16 protein-coding genes are annotated in these 22,213 nt (G+C 65.1%); 4 read left to right on the forward strand and 12 right to left on the reverse strand.

Features of this window, described 5'->3' with window-relative positions; translation table 11 throughout:
• Positions 1-8: 8 nt before the first annotated feature.
• From GWL_RS15165 to GWL_RS15215, 11 genes are all read right to left on the reverse strand, one after another.
• Positions 9-2,765, reverse strand: a complete 2,757-nt coding sequence (locus GWL_RS15165) for a DUF4118 domain-containing protein (protein ID WP_008331743.1) — start codon at positions 2,763-2,765, stop codon at positions 9-11.
• Between the two features lie 91 nt (positions 2,766-2,856).
• Positions 2,857-3,468 (reverse strand): potassium-transporting ATPase subunit KdpC, encoded by a 612-nt coding sequence (gene kdpC / locus GWL_RS15170; RefSeq protein ID WP_008331750.1) that lies wholly within the window; start codon positions 3,466-3,468, stop codon positions 2,857-2,859.
• Between the two features lie 29 nt (positions 3,469-3,497).
• Complete coding sequence (gene kdpB / locus GWL_RS15175) at positions 3,498-5,606, reverse strand: potassium-transporting ATPase subunit KdpB (protein ID WP_034351233.1); 2,109 nt, start codon at positions 5,604-5,606, stop codon at positions 3,498-3,500.
• Positions 5,607-5,758: 152 nt separating this feature from the next.
• Entirely contained in the window at positions 5,759-7,540 is a 1,782-nt protein-coding gene (gene kdpA / locus GWL_RS15180; protein ID WP_008331752.1) for a potassium-transporting ATPase subunit KdpA, read from the reverse strand.
• Position 7,541: 1 nt separating this feature from the next.
• A complete protein-coding gene (kdpF, locus tag GWL_RS15185) occupies positions 7,542-7,631 on the reverse strand; it encodes a K(+)-transporting ATPase subunit F (protein WP_034350945.1) in 90 nt (29 codons plus the stop codon).
• A 340-nt stretch (positions 7,632-7,971) separates the two neighbouring features.
• Positions 7,972-10,122, reverse strand: a complete 2,151-nt coding sequence (locus GWL_RS15190) for a diguanylate cyclase domain-containing protein (protein WP_237713579.1) — start codon at positions 10,120-10,122, stop codon at positions 7,972-7,974.
• Positions 10,123-10,476: 354 nt separating this feature from the next.
• Positions 10,477-12,060 (reverse strand): gamma-glutamyltransferase family protein, encoded by a 1,584-nt coding sequence (locus GWL_RS15195; protein ID WP_008331756.1) that lies wholly within the window; start codon positions 12,058-12,060, stop codon positions 10,477-10,479.
• A gap of 71 nt (positions 12,061-12,131) precedes the next feature.
• Positions 12,132-12,542: an oxalurate catabolism protein HpxZ gene (gene hpxZ, locus GWL_RS15200; RefSeq protein WP_008331757.1), complete on the reverse strand. Its 411-nt coding sequence runs from the start codon at positions 12,540-12,542 to the stop codon at positions 12,132-12,134.
• A gap of 21 nt (positions 12,543-12,563) precedes the next feature.
• Complete coding sequence (locus tag GWL_RS15205; protein WP_008331759.1) at positions 12,564-15,143, reverse strand: branched-chain amino acid ABC transporter ATP-binding protein/permease; 2,580 nt, start codon at positions 15,141-15,143, stop codon at positions 12,564-12,566.
• Positions 15,140-16,018, reverse strand: coding sequence for a branched-chain amino acid ABC transporter permease (locus GWL_RS15210; RefSeq protein ID WP_008331767.1), 879 nt, complete (start codon positions 16,016-16,018; stop codon positions 15,140-15,142). Before GWL_RS15210 ends, GWL_RS15205 begins: the two co-directional genes overlap by 4 nt.
• A 72-nt stretch (positions 16,019-16,090) precedes the next feature.
• The gene (locus GWL_RS15215) at positions 16,091-17,275 is read right to left on the reverse strand and encodes an ABC transporter substrate-binding protein (protein WP_008331769.1); all 1,185 of its coding nucleotides are present in this window, start codon (positions 17,273-17,275) and stop codon (positions 16,091-16,093) included.
• 211 nt (positions 17,276-17,486) lie between these two features.
• Here GWL_RS15215 and GWL_RS15220 point away from each other — a divergent pair, with 211 nt between their 5' ends.
• The 4 genes from GWL_RS15220 to GWL_RS15235 are packed head-to-tail and all read left to right on the forward strand — an operon-like array spanning position 17,487 to position 21,041.
• The gene (locus GWL_RS15220) at positions 17,487-17,930 is read left to right on the forward strand and encodes a hypothetical protein (protein ID WP_050978124.1); all 444 of its coding nucleotides are present in this window, start codon (positions 17,487-17,489) and stop codon (positions 17,928-17,930) included.
• Between the two features lie 9 nt (positions 17,931-17,939).
• Positions 17,940-18,908, forward strand: a complete 969-nt coding sequence (locus tag GWL_RS15225; RefSeq protein WP_008331774.1) for a polysaccharide deacetylase family protein — start codon at positions 17,940-17,942, stop codon at positions 18,906-18,908.
• Between the two features lie 26 nt (positions 18,909-18,934).
• The gene (locus GWL_RS15230) at positions 18,935-20,173 is read left to right on the forward strand and encodes an amidase (protein ID WP_008331776.1); all 1,239 of its coding nucleotides are present in this window, start codon (positions 18,935-18,937) and stop codon (positions 20,171-20,173) included.
• 31 nt (positions 20,174-20,204) lie between these two features.
• On the forward strand, positions 20,205-21,041 hold the full coding sequence (locus GWL_RS15235) for a GntR family transcriptional regulator (protein WP_008331786.1): 837 nt from the start codon (positions 20,205-20,207) through the stop codon (positions 21,039-21,041).
• Between the two features lie 84 nt (positions 21,042-21,125).
• On the opposite strand, the gene GWL_RS15240 is transcribed toward GWL_RS15235, so the two are convergent.
• A complete protein-coding gene (locus GWL_RS15240; RefSeq protein WP_008331787.1) occupies positions 21,126-22,136 on the reverse strand; it encodes an LLM class flavin-dependent oxidoreductase in 1,011 nt (336 codons plus the stop codon).
• Positions 22,137-22,213: the final 77 nt, after the last annotated feature.

The following is a 22,213-nucleotide window of genomic DNA, read 5'->3' on the forward strand; positions in this document are numbered from 1 at the left end:
GGGTGTCCTTATTCCTCGGGCAAAGCTGGCTGGGTCTCCACCGGCAGCATGAAGCAGACGGTGGCGCCCTGCCCGGCTTCCTGCGGCGCAATCCAGATGCGCCCCTGATGCGCCTCGATGATGGCGCGGCAGATGGCCAGGCCCAGGCCGACACCGGGGGTGCTGGACTCATTGTCGCCGCGCGTGAATTTTTCAAAGGCGTGCTGTGTCATGGCGGGCGGGAAGCCGCGCCCCTGATCGCTCACGCAGACCTTGACCTGCGGCTGGCCATCGCTGTCTTCCACGTGTGCACTGATGGTGATGGGGCTGCCGGCGGGCGAATACTTGATGGCGTTTTCCACCAGATTGGCCAGCACCCGCTCCAGCAGCACCGCATCGACCCGCAACAGCGGCAGGTCGGGGGCGATGTGCGTGTCCACCGGTCGGCCTTCCAGCGCCTTGGCCAGCAGGCGCAGCGCCGAGCCGGTCAGTTCCTCCAGCGCATTCCACTGACGATTGAGCGTCACCACGCCCGCCTGCAGGCGCGCCATGTCCAGCAGGTTGTTCATCAGTCCGACCATCTTCTGCGACTGTTCGCTGATGGTGCGGGCCATAGCCCGGGCATCGTCGTCCAGCCGGTCGTTGGCGGCCAGGACATCGGCGCTGCCGACCAGCGAGGTCAGCGGCGTACGCAGATCATGCGAAATCGCCGAGAGCAATGAATTGCGCAAGCGTTCGGACTCCATTGTCACTACCGCATCCTGGGCCACCTCGGCATAGTGCAAACGCTCGATGGCCATGGCGATCTGCGAGCAGAAGATCTCCAGCATCTGGCGATTCTCCGGCAGGGCCAGCTGGGCGGTGGCGAGTTGCTGCTCCTCCTGACTGGCGGCCTCGATGGCAAAGGCCAGCACCCCGCGCGTACGCATGGTGGCCGTCAGCGGCAGGTACAGTGCCGCCGCCGAGGGCAAGGTGGCCGTGCCCTTGCCGGCGGCCTGGCCATTGTCATAGACCCACTGGGCCACGCCGGCATCGACGTTCTTCAAGACATGCCCGCCGCCACCGTCCTGCTCGGGTTCGGCCAGGCGCAACTGGTCGGCGCTGTCGGGCAGGAAGAAGGCGATGCGCGCACCGAACACGGCGGCCAGGTGACGGCGGCCGATTTCCAGGATCTGGTCCAGCGTGAGCAGGGCCGACAATTCCTTGCCCAGCATGTAGAGATTGGCGGCCCGCCCCTCGCGCTGCATGGCCACGCTGGCCTGCCGGCGCAGGCGCGCGGTGAGCGAGCTGATGAACAGCGACACCGCCAGCATCACCGCCAGCGTCAGCAGGTACTGCGCATCGGAGACCGTGATGGAGAAGCGCGGATCGACGAAGAAGAAATCGAAGGACAGCACCGACAGCACTGACACCAGTATCGAAGCACCACGGCCATGGCGCATTGCCACCAGCATCACGCCTACCAGGTAAAGCATGATGACATTGGCCGGATGCAGCTTGCCATCGAGTACGAAGGCCAGCGTGGTGGTGGCCACGCAGCTGGCCACCGCCCAGAGCGTGCCGCGTGCATGACGACGCCGCATGAGCAGGGCCTCGGCGGCACTGGCGGCACTGTCGCCGGCGGGATGCTCCTGCTGTACGCGGGTACGGCTGCGGGCGATGGTGTAGAGGTCGATCTCGCCACCGCTGCGGGCGATGCGCTGGGCCAGGGTACCGCGCGGCCAGCGCAGCAACTGGCGCAAGCCGCCCGCTTCCTGTCCGATTACCAGCTTGCCGGCATTGCGGCTGCGCGCGAATTGCAGCAGCGCAGCGGACAATTCCTCGCCGCTGATGCTGGCCGTTTCGGCCCCCAGCGATTGGGCCAGCTTCAGGTAGGCCACTACGCGCTCGCGCGCCTCCATGGCCTGATGCTGACCTGGCAGATCCACATGCACGGCCAGCCATTGGGCCTGCAGTTTGGCCGCCAGACGAGCCGCTTCGCGGATCAGACGTTCCTCGCCGACACCGCTGCCCACGGCCACCACGATACGCTCGCGCGCCTGCCACAGCTGGGCGATGGACCGGTCGGCGCGATACTGGCGCATGTCGGCATCGACCCGGTCGGCGGTGCGGCGCAGAGCGATCTCGCGCAAGGCGATCAGGTTGCCCTTGCGGAAGAAATGGCGCCCGGCCTTCTCGGCCTGCTGCGGCAGGTAGACCTTGCCCTGTTGCAGGCGGGCCAGCAATTCATCGGGCGGGATATCGACCAGCATGACATCGTCGGCTTCATCGAAGACGTGATCGGGCACGGTCTCGAAGACGCGGATGCCGGTGATCTGGCCGACCACGTCGTTGAGGCTTTCGATGTGCTGCACGTTGAGGGTGGTGTAGACGTCGATGCCGGCGCGCAGCAGTTCATCGATGTCCTGCCAGCGCTTGGCATGGCGCGAACCGGGCACGTTGGAGTGCGCCAGCTCGTCGACCAGGATCACGCCGGGATGACGTTCCAGGGCGGCATCCAGATCAAACTCGGGCAGCTGGCGATCCCGGTAAGGCAGCCTGCGCATCGGCAGTCGGGTGATCCCGGCCAGTTGCGCCTCGGTTTCCGCACGACCATGGGTCTCGACTACGCCGGCGATCACGTCCGTGCCTTGCGCGGCCAGTGCCTGGGCGGCTTCCAGCATGGCGAAGGTCTTGCCAACGCCGGCCGAGAAACCGAAGAAAATCTTCAGGCGGCCGCGCGCCTGGCGTTCTTCGTCGCGCATCACGCGTTCGAGCAGGTCGTCGGGATCGGGGCGGGTGTTCATGTCGGGCGGTCAGGGATGGAGCATTGTAGTGGCAAAAAGCCGGTGGCACGCACAACGCATGCCACCGGCCACCCGGCAAGCGCGGCCGGACCTACCTGGCCGCGTCCACCTTGGGCAGGGGTGCGGCCGCATCCAGCGCCAGATTGAGCTTGAGCACATTGACGCGCGGCTCGCCGAACAGGCCCCATTGCGGCGCCTGGCTGTTGGCGCGGATCAGCGCCCGCACCTGTTCCACCGTGATGCCACGTGCACGCGCCACGCGGCCGGCCTGGTACTGGGCAGCCGCCGGACTGATGTGGGGATCCAGGCCGCTGGCCGAAGCAGTCAGCAGGTCCATCGGGATGGGGCTCTTGTTGCCCGGATCAGCCTCCTGCAAGGCCCTGGCGCGGTCTTCTGCGGCTTGCTTCAAGGCCGGGTTGGTGGGACCGAGATTGCTGCCGCCGGAGGCCATGCCATTGTTGGGGAAGGTGCCGGTGGCCGAGGGGCGCCCCCAGAAATAAGCCGGGCTGGTGAAGTTCTGGCCGATCAGTTCCGAGCCGACTGGCTGGTCTTGCCGTTGGATCAGGCTGCCATTGGCCTGATGCGGAAAGAAGGCTTGCGCCAGGCCCGTCACCAGCAAGGGATAGAGGCCACCCAGCAGCACGCCCAGGAGGATGAAGAGGGTGATGGCCGGACGCAAAGGATGGGGAGTCGAGGTTTTCATGTGACTTTCCTTGAGAATCGAAATCAGGTTCAGACCAGGCCGAAGGCCGTCAACAGCAGGTCGATCAGCTTGATGCCCACGAACGGCACCACCAGCCCGCCCAGGCCGTAGATCAAGAGGTTGCGGCGCAGGAGCACGGCGGCGCCCAGGGCGCGATAGCCCACCCCGCGCAGGGCCAGCGGGATCAGGGCGACAATCACCAGGGCATTGAAGATCACCGCCGACATGATGGCCGAGTCGGGACTGGTCAGCCGCATCACGTTGAGCGCGCCCAGCTGCGGATAGCTGGCCACGAACATGGCCGGGATGATGGCAAAGTACTTGGCCACGTCATTGGCGATGCTGAAGGTGGTGAGACTGCCGCGCGTCATCAGCATCTGCTTGCCGATCTCGACGATCTCGATCAGCTTGGTCGGATTGGAATCAAGGTCGACCATGTTGCCGGCTTCCTTGGCGGCCTGCGTGCCGCTGTTCATGGCCACGGCCACATCGGCCTGGGCCAGGGCCGGGGCGTCGTTGGTGCCGTCACCGGTCATGGCCACCAGCTTGCCTTCGGCCTGGTGCTGGCGGATCAGGGCCAGTTTCTGTTCCGGCGTGGCTTCGGCGAGGAAGTCGTCGACGCCCGCTTCGGCAGCAATCGCCGCTGCGGTCAGGCGGTTGTCACCGGTGATCATCACGGTCTTGATACCCATGCGACGCAGTTCGCCAAAGCGTTCCTTGATGCCGCCCTTGACGATGTCCTTCAATTCCACCGTACCCAAGATGCGGATCGGTGCGCCCTGCTGAATGACAGCGGCCTCGTTGCTCCATTCGATAACCACCAGCGGCGTACCGCCACGGCGGGCGATGGCTTCGACGTCGCTTTCCACCTGGGCCGGCAGGCGCTGGTCAGCCGCGCGCACCAGCTTGCGGATGGCATCGGCTGCGCCCTTGCGAATGCGACGATTGCCGATGTCGATACCGGAGACGCGCGTCTGGGCCGAGAAGGCGATGAACTGCGCACCCAGCTTGGCCATCTCGCGCTCACGCAGGTTGAAGCGGTTCTTGGCCAGTACCACGATGCTGCGGCCTTCCGGGGTTTCATCGGCCAGGGAGGCCAGTTGTGCAACGTCGGCCAGCTCGTGCTCGGTGACGCCCGGAGCCGGCATGAAGTTGGCGGCCTGACGGTTGCCCAGGGTGATGGTGCCGGTCTTGTCCAGCAGCAGCACGTCGACGTCGCCGGCAGCTTCCACGGCGCGGCCCGAGGTGGCGATGACGTTGGCCTGCATCATGCGGCTCATGCCGGCCACGCCGATGGCCGAGAGCAGGCCGCCGATGGTGGTCGGGATCAGGCACACCAGCAGGGCGATCAAGGCCGTCACCGAGACCGGTGCACCGGCACCGGCGGCATTGACCGAGAAGATCGAGAACGGCAGCAGGGTCACCGTCACCAGCAGAAACACCAGTGTCAGTGCCACCAGCAGCAGGGTCAGCGCCAGCTCGTTGGGGGTCTTCTGGCGGCGTGCGCCCTCGACCATGGCGATCATGCGGTCGAGGAAGGCTTCGCCGGGATTGACCGAGACACGCACCACGATCCAGTCCGACAGCACGCGCGTGCCACCGGTCACCGCCGAAAAGTCGCCGCCGGACTCGCGGATCACGGGGGCGGATTCGCCGGTGATGGCGCTCTCGTCGACGGTGGCCACGCCTTCGATGACATCGCCATCGGCCGGTACCGTATCGCCCGCTTCGATGAGCACCAGATCACCCTTGCGCAGACTGCCACCTTCCACTACTTCGCATTGGCGTGCAGCGTTGGCCACCGCCATGCCACGAGTGTAATCGGCACTGCGCAACTTCTTGGCCAGCACGCTTTTCTTGACGCCGCGCAGGGCCGCAGCCTGGGCCTTGCTGCGACCTTCGGCCAGGGCCTCGGCGAAGTTGGCGAAGAGCACCGTGAACCACAACCAGGCGGCGATGGCGAGGATGAAACCGGCCGGCGCATCACCCCGACCGGTAACGGCCTGGATGAACAGCAGTGTGGTCAGGATGCTGCCGAGGTAGACCACGAACATCACCGGATTGCGCCATTGCACGCGCGGCGAGAGCTTGCGGAAGGAGTCGACCAGGGCCGGCTTGACGATCTTGGGATCGAACATCCAGCGCGTGGTCTGCGCAGCGCTGACGGTGGCATCGGTCGGCGCGACTTGGGTGCTGCCGGCCGGAGTATTGCTCGAAGGGGTAGTCATAAGGGTATCCGTTGCGGGTTGCTCCGCCGGGCGCAATGCCCGGCGCCATCCATCCAAATCATTTACATCGCCATCATCTGCAGGTGCTCGACCACCGGTCCCAGCGCCAGCGCCGGTACATAGGTCAGGGCCCCCACCAGGATCACGGCACCGATGAGCAGCGCCACGAACAGCGGACCATGCGTGGGCAGGGTGCCGGAGGTGGCCGCCAGGCGCTTCTTGCCGGCCAGCGAACCGGCCATGGCCAGCACCGGCACGATGATGCCGAAGCGACCCAACCAGGCGCACAGGCCGGTGGTGATGTTGTAGTACGGTGTATTGGCCGAGAGCCCGGCGAAGGCGCTGCCGTTGTTGTTGGCCGCCGAGCTGAAGGCGTAGAGGATTTCCGAGAAGCCGTGCACGCCGGGGTTGGCAATACCGGCCAGGCCCGCTTCCACCATCACCGAGAGGGCGGTGAAGATCAGCACCAGGGCCGGCGTCATGAGGATGGCGATGGACATCATCTTCATGTCGAACACGCCGATCTTCTTGCCCAGATATTCCGGCGTGCGCCCGATCATGAGGCCGGCGATGAACACTGCCAGCACCGCAAAGATGAGCATGCCGTACAGGCCCGAGCCGACCCCGCCAAACACCACTTCACCCAACTGCATCTGCAGCATTGGTACCAGTCCCCCCAGGGGCGAGAGCGAATCGTGCATGGCATTGACCGCACCGCAGGAAGCCGCCGTGGTGATGGAGGCGAACAGCGCCGAGGCCGGAATGCCGAAGCGGGTTTCCTTGCCCTCCATCATGCCCGGGCCGGAGGCGTGCAGCGACGCCAGCATCGGGTTGGCTTGCGATTCCGAGTACATCAGCACCAGCGTCATCACCACGAACAACAGCGTCATGGCGGCGAGAATGGCCCAGCCCTGACGACGATCGCCGACCAGCACGCCAAAGCTGGTGCACAGCGCAGCCGGGATGATGAGGATGGCCAGCATCTGCAGGAAGTTGGAGAGCGGCGTCGGATTCTCGTACGGATGGGACGAATTGGCGTTGAAGAAACCGCCGCCGTTGGTGCCGATCATCTTGATGGCTTCCTGCGAGGCCACCGGGCCCATGGGCAGGGTCTGCCTGTCGGTGCTTTGCGCTTCGGTCACGGGTTCGCCCTTGGCATCCTTCAACGGCTGTCCGGCAGCATCCAGCTTGGGGATGGTGTAGTGGGTCACTTCCAGGGTCTTCACTTCCTGATAGGCACGGAAGTTCTGGATGCTGCCCTGTTGCACCAATACCAGCGCGAACACCACCGACAGCGGCAGCAGCACGTAGAGCGTGCTGCGGGTCATGTCGACCCAGAAGTTGCCGATGCTCTTGCTGCCGTGACGGGCAAAGCCGCGAATGAGCGCAAAGGCAATGGCGATGCCGGTGGCCGCCGACAAGAAGTTCTGCACCGCCAGGGCTGCCATCTGGGTCAGGTAGCTCATGGTGGCTTCGCCCGCATAGCCCTGCCAGTTGGTGTTGGTGACAAAGCTCAGCGCCGTGTTGAAGGATGAGTCCGGGCTGACGTTGATCTGTGCCGCCGGGTTCAGCGGCAGCCATTGCTGCACACGCTGCAGCAGGTAGACCACCACGGCACCGATGACATTGAACAGCACGACGGCGATAGCGTACTGCTTCCAGTCCATCTCGTGGTCACGGCTGATACCGCACAGTCGATAGAAGATACGCTCGATGCCGCCGAAAAGGCGGTTCACACGGGACTTGCCTTCCATCACGCGGGCCATGTACCAGCCCAGCGGCAGGGACAGGACCAGCAGGATGACCAGATAAAGGGCGAGCTGGAGAAAATTGTTGCTGTCCATGTCAGAAATCCTCCGGCTTGATGAGGGCATAGACCAGGTACAGCAGGAGGGCGATGGCCACCACCAGACCCAGCAGTGTCATGAGGTTCATTTCTTCTCGCCTTCCTGCCGTTCCAGACGGCTGCACAGGGCGATGAACGCCCACATCGAAAGGCCGCAGACGGCCAGCATGCCTATGTAGAGAAAATCCGTTTGCCACATTTCCCGCTCCATTGTTGACGTTGTCGCGCTCGCTTCCCGGGGCGGAAAGCGAGACAGTCGAACGATAGGGAAAGCAGCATCAAATCCCGGTAAATGTTTTGCGCAGGAGCGTAAACAAACCGTAAATGAGACGAAGCGTATCGCCAGCAGGGACGAACGCGGGAGGCAAAGGGAAGGAAAGGGAAGGAAAGGGAAGGAAAACAGAGACGGGCGAGCTACCGCCCGGCGGATCAGACGTCGCCGACGCGCCCCAGTTCGACGCGGTTCTTGCCCAGGCGCTTGGCCGCATACATGGCCTTGTCAGCCATGGCCAGCAACTCTTCAGGGCCGACTTCGCCATCCAGGTTGGGCTGATAGACGGCCACGCCGATGCTGCTGGAGATGTTGACGGTGGAGTGCGTCAGCTGGAAGGGTTCGCGGATGGTGTGGAGGATCTTCTCAGCCACCATGACCGCATCTTCCTGGGTCTGCAGGTTTTCCAGGATCACCACGAATTCATCGCCGGCCAGGCGCGCCACGGTGTCGACATCGCGCACCGAGCGTTGCAGACGACGGGCGAACTCCACCAGCAGCTCGTCGCCGGCCTCGTGGCCGTAACGGTCGTTGACGCCCTTGAAGCCATCGATGTCCATGAAGAACAGCGCCAGCAACTGGTCGGCACGACGCGCGCGCATCATGCCCTCGGGCAGGCGGTCGCTGAAGGCGCGGCGGTTGGGCAGGCTGGTCAGCACATCGGTGAGGGCCAGTTCGCGCATCTGGTCGCGGAAGGCCAGGCGCTCGGTAATGTCATGCAGGAAGGCGATGAACAGATGACCGCTCTGACGCTTGACATGCCCGACCGTGATCTCGACGGGCAGTTCATGGCCATCATGATGCAGGGCCTGCAGCTCGATGCGGTTGTTGATGACCACGCTGGTGCCATCCTTGAGGAACTGCGCCATGCCGCGGTTATGGGCCGCACGCATGTCCGGCGGGATGATGAGTTCGGCCATGTCGCGCCCCATGGCCTGGTCACGTGGCCAGCCCAGGAGCAGTTCGGCCTGGCGGTTCCACTCGACCACGCGGCCCTGTTCGTCGGCGGCGATGAAGGCGTCCTGGGCATTTTCGAGGATGGCGCGCAACTCGGCGGCACTTTCTTCGAGCTGGATCTGGTTGGCCTGCTGCTGGTCCAGCGCCTGCTGCAGGGCACTGGCGGTTTCATGCAGGCGGCTGGTGCGTTCGGCTACGCGCTGCTCCAGGCTTTCGTTGAGCGAACGCACTTCGCGCAGATAGGCTTCTTCTCGCTCGACCATGTTGACCAGGGTCGAAGACAGCAACTGGATCTCGCGATAGCTGTTGACCTGCGGGATGGCAACGTCCGGACGACCTGCGGCGCGCTGCTCCAGCGCCGCCGAGAGGGCATTGATGGGGGCGACCAGGCGACGCGTGAGGATGAAGGCCAGGATCACCAGTACCGCCCCCGAGAGGGCACCGACCAGGATCACCCGCTGCTCCAGATCACGGAAGGCATGCAGCGCCACGGTCTCGGGCTGGCGTACGATCACGCTCCATTGCAGCTTCATGCCATCGTTGCGGCCAGTGCGGGCGTAGCCGCTGACGTAGCGGCGGCCATCGGGCCAGGTTTCCAGCAGCGAACCGCCCTCCGGACTGGCCTTCGCGGCGCGCCAACTGGGGGTGTCGACCTTGCCCTCTTCCATGCCCTTGGGACCGAGGATGACGGTGCCGTCATCGCGTACCAGGATGACCTCGACGTCGTAACGATTGACGGTCGGATCCAGCAGCTTGGCAGCGATGTCGCGTGCCCATGACCAGGACAGGTGCATACCCACCACGCCCAGTAAATGTCCGTCGACGTCATGAACCGGCGCCGACAGGTCGACGAAGCGCCAGGGATCGGATTGCGGCGGCAGCTTTTGCGCCAGCAGCACGGCGGGATGGAAGTCGGCCGCATATTCCCCGTTGATGCCCTCCTTGAACCAAGGCCGCTCGGCCACGCTGGCCCCTTCCAGCAGGCCATTGCTGGCGACCGCCACGGTACCGTCGGGGCGCGCCAGCCCGATCCACGCATAGTGCGGGACGTTGGCCTGCAGTTCATTGAAGACCCGGCGGATACGCGGCAGGTCCTGTCCGGCGCGCACCGAAGGCCGCTGCACCAGCAGGCGCAGATCGATCTCGCGCTCGCGCATGCCACGTTCGAGCGCATCGCGCATCTGCCAGGCCAGCTGCTTCATGCGCGTTTCGCTTTCCGAACGCGCATAGCCGCGGGTGAACTGATCCACCAGAATCAGTACCGACACGGTCGTGATGAGCACGGTGATGACCACCCCCAGCGTAATCAGCGACGACAGATTCGGCGGAGATGGGGCTTTATTCTTGTTCAATTCAGACAAAATGGCGACGCGGCTTGATACATGACGGCTCCCCTGTGAACCGCATAGGTTTATGGCATCTTGCCAGAACAACTATGGTTTTTCATCGCATTTCCCGAAAAACTTCGAGAATTTTTTTCCACGACAAAAAAATCACCAATTCTCGCGAGTCAAAGCCGAGACAAAGGCGGCAAAAGAGCGCAATAAGCGTCAATTCCTGCACTACGGGAAATGCAAAAAGACAACGGCGGGCGAGTCTTGGTGAGAATCTTCGCTCTCCGCCAGTGTGGCCGCGCAGGCGGACAAAGGCCGCCTGCGGGAGTGTGGATGCCAGTGCGTGGGTCCGTTGGCGCGGGTGCGGCGTTTTCAGACGCCGGCACAGACTCCGTCGGCACGCGGATCGGTGGCGCCCTCGATGACCCCGTCCGGATGGACGCAGACCGCTCCTGCGTGGCCCATCATGTCGGTGTAATCCTCCACCACCTGGACCTCATGGCCGGCCCGACGCAAGGCCTCGATGGTGGCGGCCGGTACCCGGCCCTCCACCTTCAGGTTGGTGGAGACATCGCCCCAGGTGCGCCCCAACAGCCAGCGCGGTGCGCTGACCGCCGCCTGCAGGTTCTGGCCGAACAGCACGTGGCGGGTGAATACCGCCGCCTGCGTCTGCGGCTGCCCTTCCCCGCCCATGGTGCCGTAGGCCAGAGTGCGCCCGTCATTCAGACGTGCCAGCGAAGGGTTCAGTGTATGGAAGGGGAGCTTGCCCGGTTGCAGCTGGTTGGCGCCGTCGTCCAGCGTGAAGCTGGCGCCTCGGTTCTGCCAGACGATGCCGGTGTCGGGCACCACCACGCCACTGCCGAATTCCCAGAAGATGCTCTGGATGTAGCTCACTACGCGGCCCTGGGCATCGGCTGCACCCATCCAGATGGTGTCGCCCGGCTTGGCCGGATGGGGCCAGGGGGCGGCATGCTGCATGTCAATGTGCCTGGCTTCCTGGTCCAGCGCCTCGGCCAGCAGCCAGTGCGCGGCATCCACGCTCATGTGGGCGGGGTCGGTCACGTGCTGGTTGCGCAGGATGAAGGCGCGCTTGGTGGCTTCCACCAGTGCGTGGATGTGCTCGAAGCCGTCGGCCTCCTTGATACCGAGACGGTCGAACAGACCGATGATCATCAGCGCCGAGACACCCTGTGTCGGCGGTGGCAGGTTGTAGACGCGGCCTGACGTCAATTGCACCATCAGCGGCTGTACCACCTGCGCGCGGAAGGCCTCCAGGTCACTGCGGCGCAATGGGCTGCCGGCCGCTTCCAGGCCCGCAGCAAGGCGTTGCGCCAGGTCGCCGCGATAGAAATCATCGAGACCGGCCTCGGCCAGGCGCGAGAGGCTGTCCGCCAGGGCTGACTGTTTCAGCACCTTGCCCTGCGCGGCGATGCCGTCAGCGGCATAGGTGGCGGCGAAGCCGGGCTGGTCCTTGAGCTCATCCCACTTGTCGCGGGTCAGCTCGTGTTGGGAGCGGGTGATGGGCACGCCGTTCTTCGCATGGCGGATGGCATCGGCCAGCAGCACCGGCAATGGCAGGGCGCGGCCGAAACGGCGGGCATGCTCCAGTGCCGCCGACCAGCCGCCCACGGCACCGGCCACGGTCAGCGCCGCATGCGGGCCGCGTGTGGGCATGGCACTGTGACCATGTGCGGCGTAGAAGTCCTTGGTCGCCAGCGCCGCCGAGGGGCCGCAGGCGCGAATGGCTATCGGCTCCTGCCCCGGTTCGCTGATGACCCAGAAGCCATCGCCACCTATGCCGTTCATGTGCGGGTACACCACCGCGATGGTGGCCGCTGCCGCGACCATGGCTTCGACGGCGTTGCCACCCTCGCGCAGGATCTGCGCACCGGCTTGTGCGGCCAGGTGATGGGGAGCGGTGACCATTCCGCCCAGACAGGTCTTGCTGTACAACATGGCTGACTCCTGATGTTCTTGTCGAGTAGGGAAAACTGCTGCGAGGATCATACCCGCGGACGGCAAAGCTTTCAGGGGACCGTCTTGGCGGCATCCATCCATGAGACATGCGCGGCCACGATGCGCCAGCCTTGCGGGCAACGCAGCCAGGTATGACTCTGGCGTCCGATGCGCACTTCGCCCTCGCGGGTGAATTCGGTATCGGCCACGGCATAGTCGCGGCCATAGGTGGTGATGACGGTGGCGCGCAGGCTGCGCATCAGACTCTTCGGTGAACGGCCCTGACGGAAGGCGCGGATGGCCTCGGTGCCGACCAGGTTCTCGGTGGCGCCGTAACGCACCGTGTGCGGCCCCTCGAGAAACAATTCATCGAGTACCTCGATCTGGTTGGTGGTCAGGGCCACTTCGTAACGTTCGAAGGCGTGACGCACTTCGGCCACTACGTCGGGCAGGTTGATCTCGTAGGGCTGGGTTGATTCCATGTGTTCGTTCCTTGCAGCAAGTCAGTGCGCGCCGAGATAGGCCCTGGCCAGCGCATCATTGGCGGCGATCTCGGCGGCGGTCCCTTGCGCCACCACGCGGCCGCCTTCGATGACGTAGGCACGATCGGCCAGGGACAAGGCCAGCGCAGCCATCTGATCGACCAGCACGATGGTCATGTTCTCGCGACGCAGCTGATCCAGCGCCGCAAACAATTCGGCGATCACCTTGGGCGCCAGACCCAGGGACGGCTCATCGAGCAGCAGCACACGCGGCCGCGACATCAGTCCGCGCGCAATGGCCAGCATCTGCTGCTCGCCACCGGAGAGCAGACCGGCGCGGTGATGCAGGCGCTCACGCAAGCGCGGGAAGCGGCCCAGCATCTCTTGCACGCGCGCCTCCACATCCTGGGGATAGAGGAAGGCACCCAGACGGATATTGTCCAGCACCGACAGTTCCGGAAACACCTGCCGCCCTTCCGGCACCAGCACCACGCCCTGCCGCACGATCTGTTCGGCGCGCAGATCCATGAGGTTCACACCACCGGCGTGGATGCCTCCCTGTACCGGCCGGTGCAGGCCGGCCAATGAACGCATGAGCGTGGACTTGCCCGCGCCATTGGCGCCCAGCAGCGCAATCATCTCTCCCTGGCGCACCTGCAAGTTGATGCCATGCAGGACCGGTTCGGCGCCATAGCCGGTGACCAGTTCACCCACGCCCAGCAATTCATCCGCACCGCTCATCGCTGCGCGCACGGCTGCCACCGCCTGTTGCGTGCCGTCGCCCAGATAGGCCTTGCGCACCGCCGGATCGTTCTGTACTTCCTGCGCTGTCCCGATGGCCAGGCGCTGGCCCGCATCAAGCACGACGATGCGGCGCGAGATCTGCATCACCAGTTCCATGTCATGCTCGACCACTACCACGCTGATGCCGGCTTCTGCGATCTTCGTCAGCAGTTGCGCCAGCATGGTCTTGTCTTCGCGCGAGAGACCGGCGGCCGGTTCATCGAGCAGCAGCACATCGGGATCGGTCGCCAACGCGCGGGCGATTTCCACCAGGCGACGATCGACGTGTGCCAGGTCGGCACTGGGGATATCGAGCGCACCGCGATAGCCGCAGAAATCCAGCAGTTCACGGCAGCGTGCACGCACTTCACCGGAAATGAACCCCCGCGCCGACAGCAGCCCGCCGAGGCGACCACGGCCACACGCCAGGGCCACGTTATCGGCCACGGCAAGACTGCCGAACAATTGCGACGTCTGGTAGGTACGGGCCACGCCGTGACGCGCAATGCGGAAGGCCGGCAATCCCGCCAGGGCGATCTGGCCCAGCGTGAACTGACCGGCACTGGGACGATAGAAGCCGGAGAGCATGTTCAGGGCCGTAGTCTTGCCCGCGCCATTCGGTCCGATCAGGCTGGTGACCGCGCCACCGGGAACCTCGAAGCCCAGATCGCTGACCGCACGCACGCCCCCGAAGACCATCGTCAGGCCATCGGCTGCTAGGGCGCGGCGCACGCGGACCGGCAACGCCACTTCCGCCCCGTCGTCCGCCAGCACCGCATCGCGAGTGCAAACCACCGGCTTGCGCAAGCGCGCCGCCAGCTTGCCCAGCAGGCCGGTCACGCCATCCGGGGCGACCCACAGCACCAGCAGCAGCAAGGCACCGAAGAACAGCAAACGATAGTCTTCCAGGCTGGAGAGCAGTTCCGGCAAGGCGCCCACGATGACCGCACCGATCACGGGGCCAAGGATGGACCCCGAGCCCCCCAGTACCACCACCAGCACGAAGAGAATGGACTGCATGAAGCTGAACGTATCGGGCGTGACGAAGGTGGACAGCGGTGCGAACAGACCGCCCGCCACCCCCGCCAGCGCCGCCGACAAGGCAAAGGCGACGGTCTTGATGACCAGCGGATTGAGACCGATGGATTCGGCCGCGGTCTCGCTGTCGCGCACCGCACGCATGGCCGCGCCCCAGCTGCCGCGCGAGAGCCAGCAGTAGGCGGCCAGTACCACCGCAGCCGTCACCAGCCCCAGCACCGCAATTGCACGCTCGGCCTGCAAACCCAGGAAGGCTGGTGCGCTCAGGCCCATGATGCCGTTCTGGCCGCCGGTGAGGTCGCGCAGTTCGATGATGGCGTGCTGGATGATGAAGCTGAAGGCGATCGTGATCATCGCCAGATACGGCCCCTTCACCCGCAGCGCGGGCAAGGCCAGCAACACGCCCAGCGCACCGGCGACCACGGCGGCCAGCGGCCAGGCCAGCCAGAACGAGAGCCCGGCCTTGGTGGTGAGAATGGCGACGGTATAGGCGCCCACCGCATAGAAACCGACGTGACCGAAGGAGACCTGGCCGGTCAGGCCGATGAGCACATTGAGCCCGATGCCGACGATGGCCACCAGGGCGATGCCGGCCAGCACGAAGACGTAATAGCTGTTGATCGACAGGGCCAGGGTGATGGCGGCGATCAGGCCCAGTGCAGAAAACGCCAGGGCAGCCGGTGTGCCCAGCCCGAGCTTGATGCGACCCGACGCAGGCGCCGCCGCAGGCCGTGCTGCCGCCTCCAGACTGCGGGCGATGGAATGGGGTAAACGATTCATACCTTTTTCACCTGTGCGCGGCCGAACAGGCCATTGGGACGAATGGCCAGCACCGCAATCACCAGGGCGAAGGTGATGATCTGGGTGTAACCGGAACCGAGCGTGGCCGTGATGAGCGCTTCGGCCATACCGAACAGCAGGCCCGCGATCATCACGCCCCAGGCGCTGGTGATGCCACCGAGGATGGCCACGGCAAACGCCTTGAGACCGAACAGCGTGCCCATGTCGGCATTGACGTTCAAGAGCGGGGCAATCAGCACACCCGCCACCCCGGCCAGCAGGGTCGAGAGCGCAAAGGCCGCCGCGATGGCGCGCGTGATGGGGATGCCCATCAGGCGCGCCGCATCACGGTTCTGCACCACCGCCAGCAGGGCGGTACCCCAGCGCGTACGGCGCGAGATGGTGTGCAGCAGCGCGGCCAGGGCCAGGCCGACGAGCGGGATCAGCAACTGCAGCGGATAAACGCCCAGGCCCATGCCGCCCAGCTCGATGGAGGACTGTGCCAGGGGCGAGGGCAGGCTGCGCGGCTCCTTGCCGAACGTGTGCATGACCAGGTTGTCCAGCACGATGCCCAAGGCCACCGTCGACATCAGCCAGGCATTCGATCCCTGGCGCGCAAACGGACGTACCGCCAGCACCTCGACCAGCATGCCGTAGAGCGCGCAGGCGGCCAGCGCCAGCACGATGGCCAGCCACATCGGCCAGCCCAGCGTCTGGGCGAAGGTGAAGCACAGCACGGCACCCAGCATCATGGAGCTGCCCTGCGCAAAATTGACGGTGCCGGAGACGGCATACGTCATGTAAAAACCGAGCGCCATCAGACCGTACATGCTGCCCAGTCCGAATCCGCTGATCAGTGCCGACAACAGCAGCATCGCGTTCTCCTGGCGCCGCCCTGCCCGCGCAAAGCTGCGGGCAGCGGCGGCGCATTGTCTTGACCAAGGGGTTTACCGGGACATGCCGACCGGCAGGATGCGGTTGTCGATGAACTGCGCCCAGACGTAATCATCGGCTTGCAGGGCGTCATGCACGGTCGGGCTGAAAGGCTTGACGTAGGTCTTGATCAGCCCCTCGTAGCGGTCGATCTTGTAGAAACCTTCGCGGATCGCGTCCCCATCGGTGGACCCGGCCTTGGCAATGGCCAGCGCCGCCAGCTGCATGCCGTCGTAGGCATTGGCCACGCCCACGGCGGGGGTGATATCGTCCGGGCCCTTGATGGCGGGATATTTGGCCTTGAGCTCGGCCACCACCTTCTCGCCTACCGGCGAGAGCTTGCCGAAGAAGCTGAAGGTCTGGATGAAGTGGACGTTCTTCGCGTTCGGTCCCGCCAGTTCGGTGAAGCGACCACCGGCCGGGCCCCAGTGCGAGACCACCGGCACCTTCCAGCCCATGCGGTCGAGCGACTTGACCACCTGGGCCGAGGGGCCGACGTTACCCACCAGATACAGGGTATCGGCACCGGCGGCCTTCAGGCGGCTCAGTTGCGGTACCACGTCCACGTCGCTGGCCTCGAACTTCTCGATGCCGGCGGGCTTCAGGCCCTTCTCGGCGAGCGCGGCGACGATGCCCTTTTCATTCGATTCACCCCACGGATTGTTGACCAGAATCAGGCCGGCCTTGCTGCTGTTGAAGGTCTTCTGCGCGTAGTTGAGCATGGCCTTGTCCACCAGCTCATCGACTGCCGAGACGCGGAAGGCATAGTTGGGATTGGCGCCATTCTTGGTCACTCCGGTGCCGGCCGCCCAGGGACCGACGAAGGGCACTTTCTGCTGGTTGATGATGGGCACGATGGCCATCGAGACCGGCGTATCGAGGCCACCGAAGAGCACCGCCACCTTGTCCTTGAAGATCAGTTCACGTGCGGCCACCACCCCCTTGGCCGGATTGCCCTCGTCATCGCGACGCACCAGTTCCAGCTTGCGCCCACCGAGCAGGCCGCCCTTGGCATTGATCTCGTCGATGGCGATGCTCATGCCGCGCGTGAGCGCCTCGCCGGCCTGGGCCGACTGGCCGGACAGCGCGGTGACCAGACCGATCTTGATGGGCTCGGCCGCCATGGCCAGGGGGGACAACGCGGCGGCCAGGGTGGCGGCAGCGACGGCGATGAGGGTGCGGCGGGTAAGGTGGATCATGGTGTTGCCTCCATAAGGTTCCGGTAAGTGAGAGTGACTCTGCCCGGCATGACTTATGCAAGGGCTATGCCAAGCGCAGCAGAAAGACTTAATTTTTGCCGACAATATCTCTCTAATAGTGACGTCATTTAATAATCTTTATTGCCGCTGATAATCCATCCAACTTGCAATCAATAAATGCACAATGCTTGTGCATAACCTGGAGAAAATGATGCACGCCGCACCATCATCAATCACCCCGCAGGCCACTGCCCTGCCCTACGATCCGGCCGCCCTGGTGGACGAATACCTGCGCGTGCTGATGATTCCCGACCCGGTGGCCGCGCGCCGCTTTGTCTCCCCGGAGCTGAAGATCCGTTTTACCGGCGGGCGGGAAATGATCGATCCGGCGCAATGCGCCGCCTTCAATGCCACGCGCTACGGTTGGGTCAAGAAGCGTTTCGAGGGGACCGAAGTGGTGGCCGGCGCCACCGTGGCACAGGCCATCGTCTACAACCGTGGCACGCTGTACGGCGTGTGGCCCGATGGCGAGGCCTTCGAAGGCAATCGCTACGTGGACCGCTATGTGGTCCGCCATGGGCTCATCGTGCAGATGGATGTCTGGAACGACAGTGCCGAACGCCTGCTGGTGCGCGCCGGTTTGGCCGAGCTGTAAGGAGGCCCCATGCAAGCGACGATCCTGCCCCCCGACGCGCGCCAGGCCGCAGGCCATGACGAGGGATGCGCCCCCTTCGGCGCCCTGCGCGCACATGGCCGCTTCGGCTACTCGCCCATCCATCGCCGGCCCGACTATTGCTGGCCCAATGGTGCAAGGCTGGCGGTCTACCTGGGCTTCAACATCGAGCACTTCGCCTTCGGGGAAGGACTGGGGGCCAAGCTGGGGCCGGTGTGCCCCGAGCCCGATGTGCTCAACTATGCCTGGCGTGAATACGGCAACCGCGTCGGTGCCTGGCGCTGCCTGGAATTGTTCGAGCAACTCGGCTTGCCCGCCGGCGTGCTCATCAACACTGCGCTCTACGATCATTGCCCGGAACTGGTCGAAGCCTTCGCCGCGCGGGGTGACGAACTGATCGGCCATGGCCACACCAACGCGCATCAACAGGGCAAGCTGGACGAGTCGGCCGAAGCCGCTCTGCTGCGCCACTGCCGCGACCGCATCCAGGCCGGGAGCGGGGTACTGCCCACGGGCTGGCTCTCGCCCTGGATTTCGGAAAGTCTGGTCACGCCCGACCTGCTGCAGGAGAGCGGCTATCGCTACACCCTCAACTGGGCACATGACGACCAGCCGGTGCACATGCGCACCCGCACCGGCGAAACCCTGTGGTCGATTCCCTACCCGCAGGAATTGAACGACATTCCCATGATCGTGGCGCGCCAGATGGATGGCCGCGACTTTGCCCGGATGATCGTGGACAATTTCGACGAGATGCGCGAGCAGGCCCTGCGCCAACCGCTGGTGATGGGCATTGCCCTGCATCCCTATCTGGTGGGCCAGCCCTATCGCCTGCGCCATCTGCGCGGCGCCCTGCAACACCTGGCGGCGGCGCGCGATCGCGGCGAGATCTGGTTCACCACGCCCGGCGCCATCTGCGACCATGTGGACAGCCTCGAACAACTGCGCCAGCCGTTCTGAGCTGGCATGACGCATCAGGAGAATCAATGAGTACCGCCCAGGCCTTTACCAGCACTACCACCGCCACCGCCTTCGAGATCGATGATCACGTGGCCGCCTTCGTGCCGCATGGCCGCTTCACCCTGGCCGGTGCTGCCAGCGGACCGCTGGCCGGATTGCGCTTTGCCGCCAAGGACCTGTTCGACGTGGCCGGCCACCCGACCGGGGCGGGCAACCCCGACTGGCTGCGCAGCCACCCCATCCCCATGCGCAGCAATGCGCTGGTCGGGCAATTGCTGCAGGCCGGTGCCACGCTGGTGGGCAAGACCCTGACCGACGAGCTGGCCTACAGCATCCACGGCGACAATCACCACTACGGCACCCCGGTCAACAGCGCCGCGCCCGATCGCGTGCCGGGCGGCTCCTCCAGCGGATCGGCGGCGGCGGTGGCCGCGCGCCTGTGCGACTTCGCGCTGGGCACTGACACCGGTGGCTCGACCCGTGTGCCGGCCAGCTATTGCGGCGTGTGGGGGCTGCGTACCAGTTTCGGCCTGCTCTCCACGGCCAGCATGGCACCGCTGTGTCCCAGCTTCGATACGGCGACCTGGCTGGCCCACGATCCCGACACCTTCGAGCGCGTGGGGCAGGTGCTGCTACCCAAGACCGGTTCATTGCAAGTGCGCAAGGTCCTGCTGCCCTTCGATCTGCTGGAACTGGCCGAGCCCGAGTTCCAGCCGGTGGTGCAACGGGTCTACGACGCGCTGCGCTCGGAACTGCCGGGAGAACACATGCGCATGTCGGGTGAGGAAGGCGAACTGGAGAAATGGCGCATGGCCTACATCAAGGCCTCCGCCTTCGATGCCTGGCAATGCCATGGCGCGTGGATCAGCTCGGCGCGTCCGGTATTCGGGTCGGCGGTGCAGGCGCGCTGGGACATGGCGCAGCACATCAGCGCCGACACCGCCCGCGCAGCGCGCGAAAAACAGGACCTGGTGCGGCATCGCGTGCGCTCCCTGCTGGGGGCGGACGGGGTGGCCGTGATGCCGTCGGCCTCCAGCGTAGCGCCCTTGCGCGATGCCTCGGCCGCCGCCATCGATGAGGTGCGTGCGCGCACCTTCGGCCTGACCTGCGTGGCCGGACTGGCGGGCCTGCCGCAGGTGAGCATGCCCTTCACCACTCCCGCCGGGCTGCCGATCGGCGTATCATTGCTCGGCCCGGCCGGCAGCGACCTGGCCCTGATCGGGCTGGCGACCCGCCTGTGGCGCAATCTCCAGGCTGCGCACTGAGACCGGGCAAGATCCACCATTCGAAGAGACGATGAGCGACCTTTCTCCCCGCAAGACTTCCAGGCCGTCTTCCCGCACTGGCAAGCCCCAGGAACACGCCCCCAAGCCAGATCCGGCACGCCAGAGCCGTGCCGGCCGGCCGCGCGTGCGGCACGACGATCTGGCCGACACCTCGCAGCTGGCGCTGGAGGGCGAAGCGGGCGAAGACATCATCGTGCGCATCTACCAGACCGTGTTCGACAGCGTGATGAGCCAGCGCCTCACCCCCGGCACCAAGTTGCCGGAGGCGGCGCTGTGCGAACTGTTCGGGGTGGGCCGCACGGTGGTACAGAAGGCCTTGCAGAAGCTGGCGCATGAACACATCGTCGAGTTGCGACCCAATCGCGGCGCCGTGGTGGCAATGCCCACTCCGGAAGAGACGCGCGAAATCTTCGAGGCCAGGCGCGCCCTGGAAGGCGCCATCATGCGGCTGGCCGTCAGCAATGCAACCCGCGCCGATCTGGCCAAGTTGCGCCGCCAGCTCAAGGAAGAACATCAGGTCATGCACAGCTATGCGCAGACGCACTGGGCACGTCTGGCCTCGTCCTTCCACATGCGGGTGGCCGAGGTGGCGCGCAATCCGACCTTGCAGCGTTATCTGGGCGAGCTGGTATCACGCTGTTCACTGATCGTGGCCCTGCACGAGCCGGCCGGATATGCGGCCTGCGAGCATGACGAGCATACCCATATCGTCGACCTGATCGAACGCGGTGATGCCGAAGGAGCGGTGGCGGCGATGGAAGCGCATCTGCTCTCGCTGGAGGAGCACATCCATCTGGTGAGCGAGAAGAGCGGCAACAGTCTGGCGCGCATGCTGGGAATGGAATAGGCGCTTCATCAGCCCGGCGGCGCAGGTAAAAGAATGGCGGCCAGGACCGCTCCCTGCCGCCATTTTCACGTAGTGCGCTCAAGCTCAGAGCGTGACCGTTTCCTTCAGCGACTCGCGCGCCTGGGCGGCGATTTCGAAGGAATGCAGACGCGCCGCATGGTCGTAGATCTGCGCGGTGATGATGAGCTCATCGGGCGCATGTTCATCGATGAAGGCTTGCAAGCCTTCTTCCACGGTCTCGCGGTCACCGACCACGGCGCAGGAAAGCGAGCGCTCGACATGGGCCTGTTCTCCTGGCTGCCACAGCGCATCGATGTCATCCACCGGCGGGCGCAACTGGCCGGGAGTGCCACGGATGAGATTGAGGAACTGCTGCTGCAGCGAGGTGAAGAGGCGCTCGGCTTCGCGCTGGGTATCGGCGGCGAAGACATTGAGCGCCAGCATCACGTAAGGTTTCTTCAGGGTCGCCGACGGCTTGAAGCGCTCGCGGTAGATCTGCACCGCCGACTTCATGAAGCCCGGCGCGAAGTGCGAGGCGAAGGCGAACGGCAAACCCAGTTCGGCCGCCAGCTGCGCGCTGAACATGCTGGAACCCAGCAGCCAGATTGGCACTTTCAGACCGCTGCCCGGAACGGCGCGCAGCGCCTGGTAGTCCGAGGGTTCATCGAAATATTCCTGCAGTTCCAGCACGTCCTGCGGGAAGTTCTCTGCGGTATCACCGCCCATGTGACGGCGCAGGGCGCGCGCGGTGCGCTGGTCGGAACCGGGCGCACGGCCCAGGCCCAGATCGATGCGTCCGGGATAGAGCGACTCGAGCGTACCGAACTGTTCGGCAATGACCAGCGGCGAATGATTGGGCAGCATGATGCCGCCGGAACCGACGCGGATGGTCCTGGTGTTGGCCGCCACATGCGAGATCACCAGCGCCGTGGCGGCACTGGCGATGCCGGGCATGTTGTGATGCTCGGCCAGCCAGTAACGCCGGTAGCCCAGGGCTTCGGCGCGCTGCGCCAGTTCCTTGCTGTTGTTGAAGGCCTGGGCGGCGGTACTGCCCTGATTGATCGGCGACAGATCGAGGACGGAAAACGGAATCATGCGGCAATCCTTGTCGAGTCGGCACAGCCCTTGCAGGCCGTGCCGGTGGCCGGGTAGCTTCCCCGGAAATGGCATAC

It is taken from the genome of Herbaspirillum sp. GW103 (assembly GCF_000261365.1).
Taxonomy (GTDB): domain Bacteria; phylum Pseudomonadota; class Gammaproteobacteria; order Burkholderiales; family Burkholderiaceae_D; genus Herbaspirillum.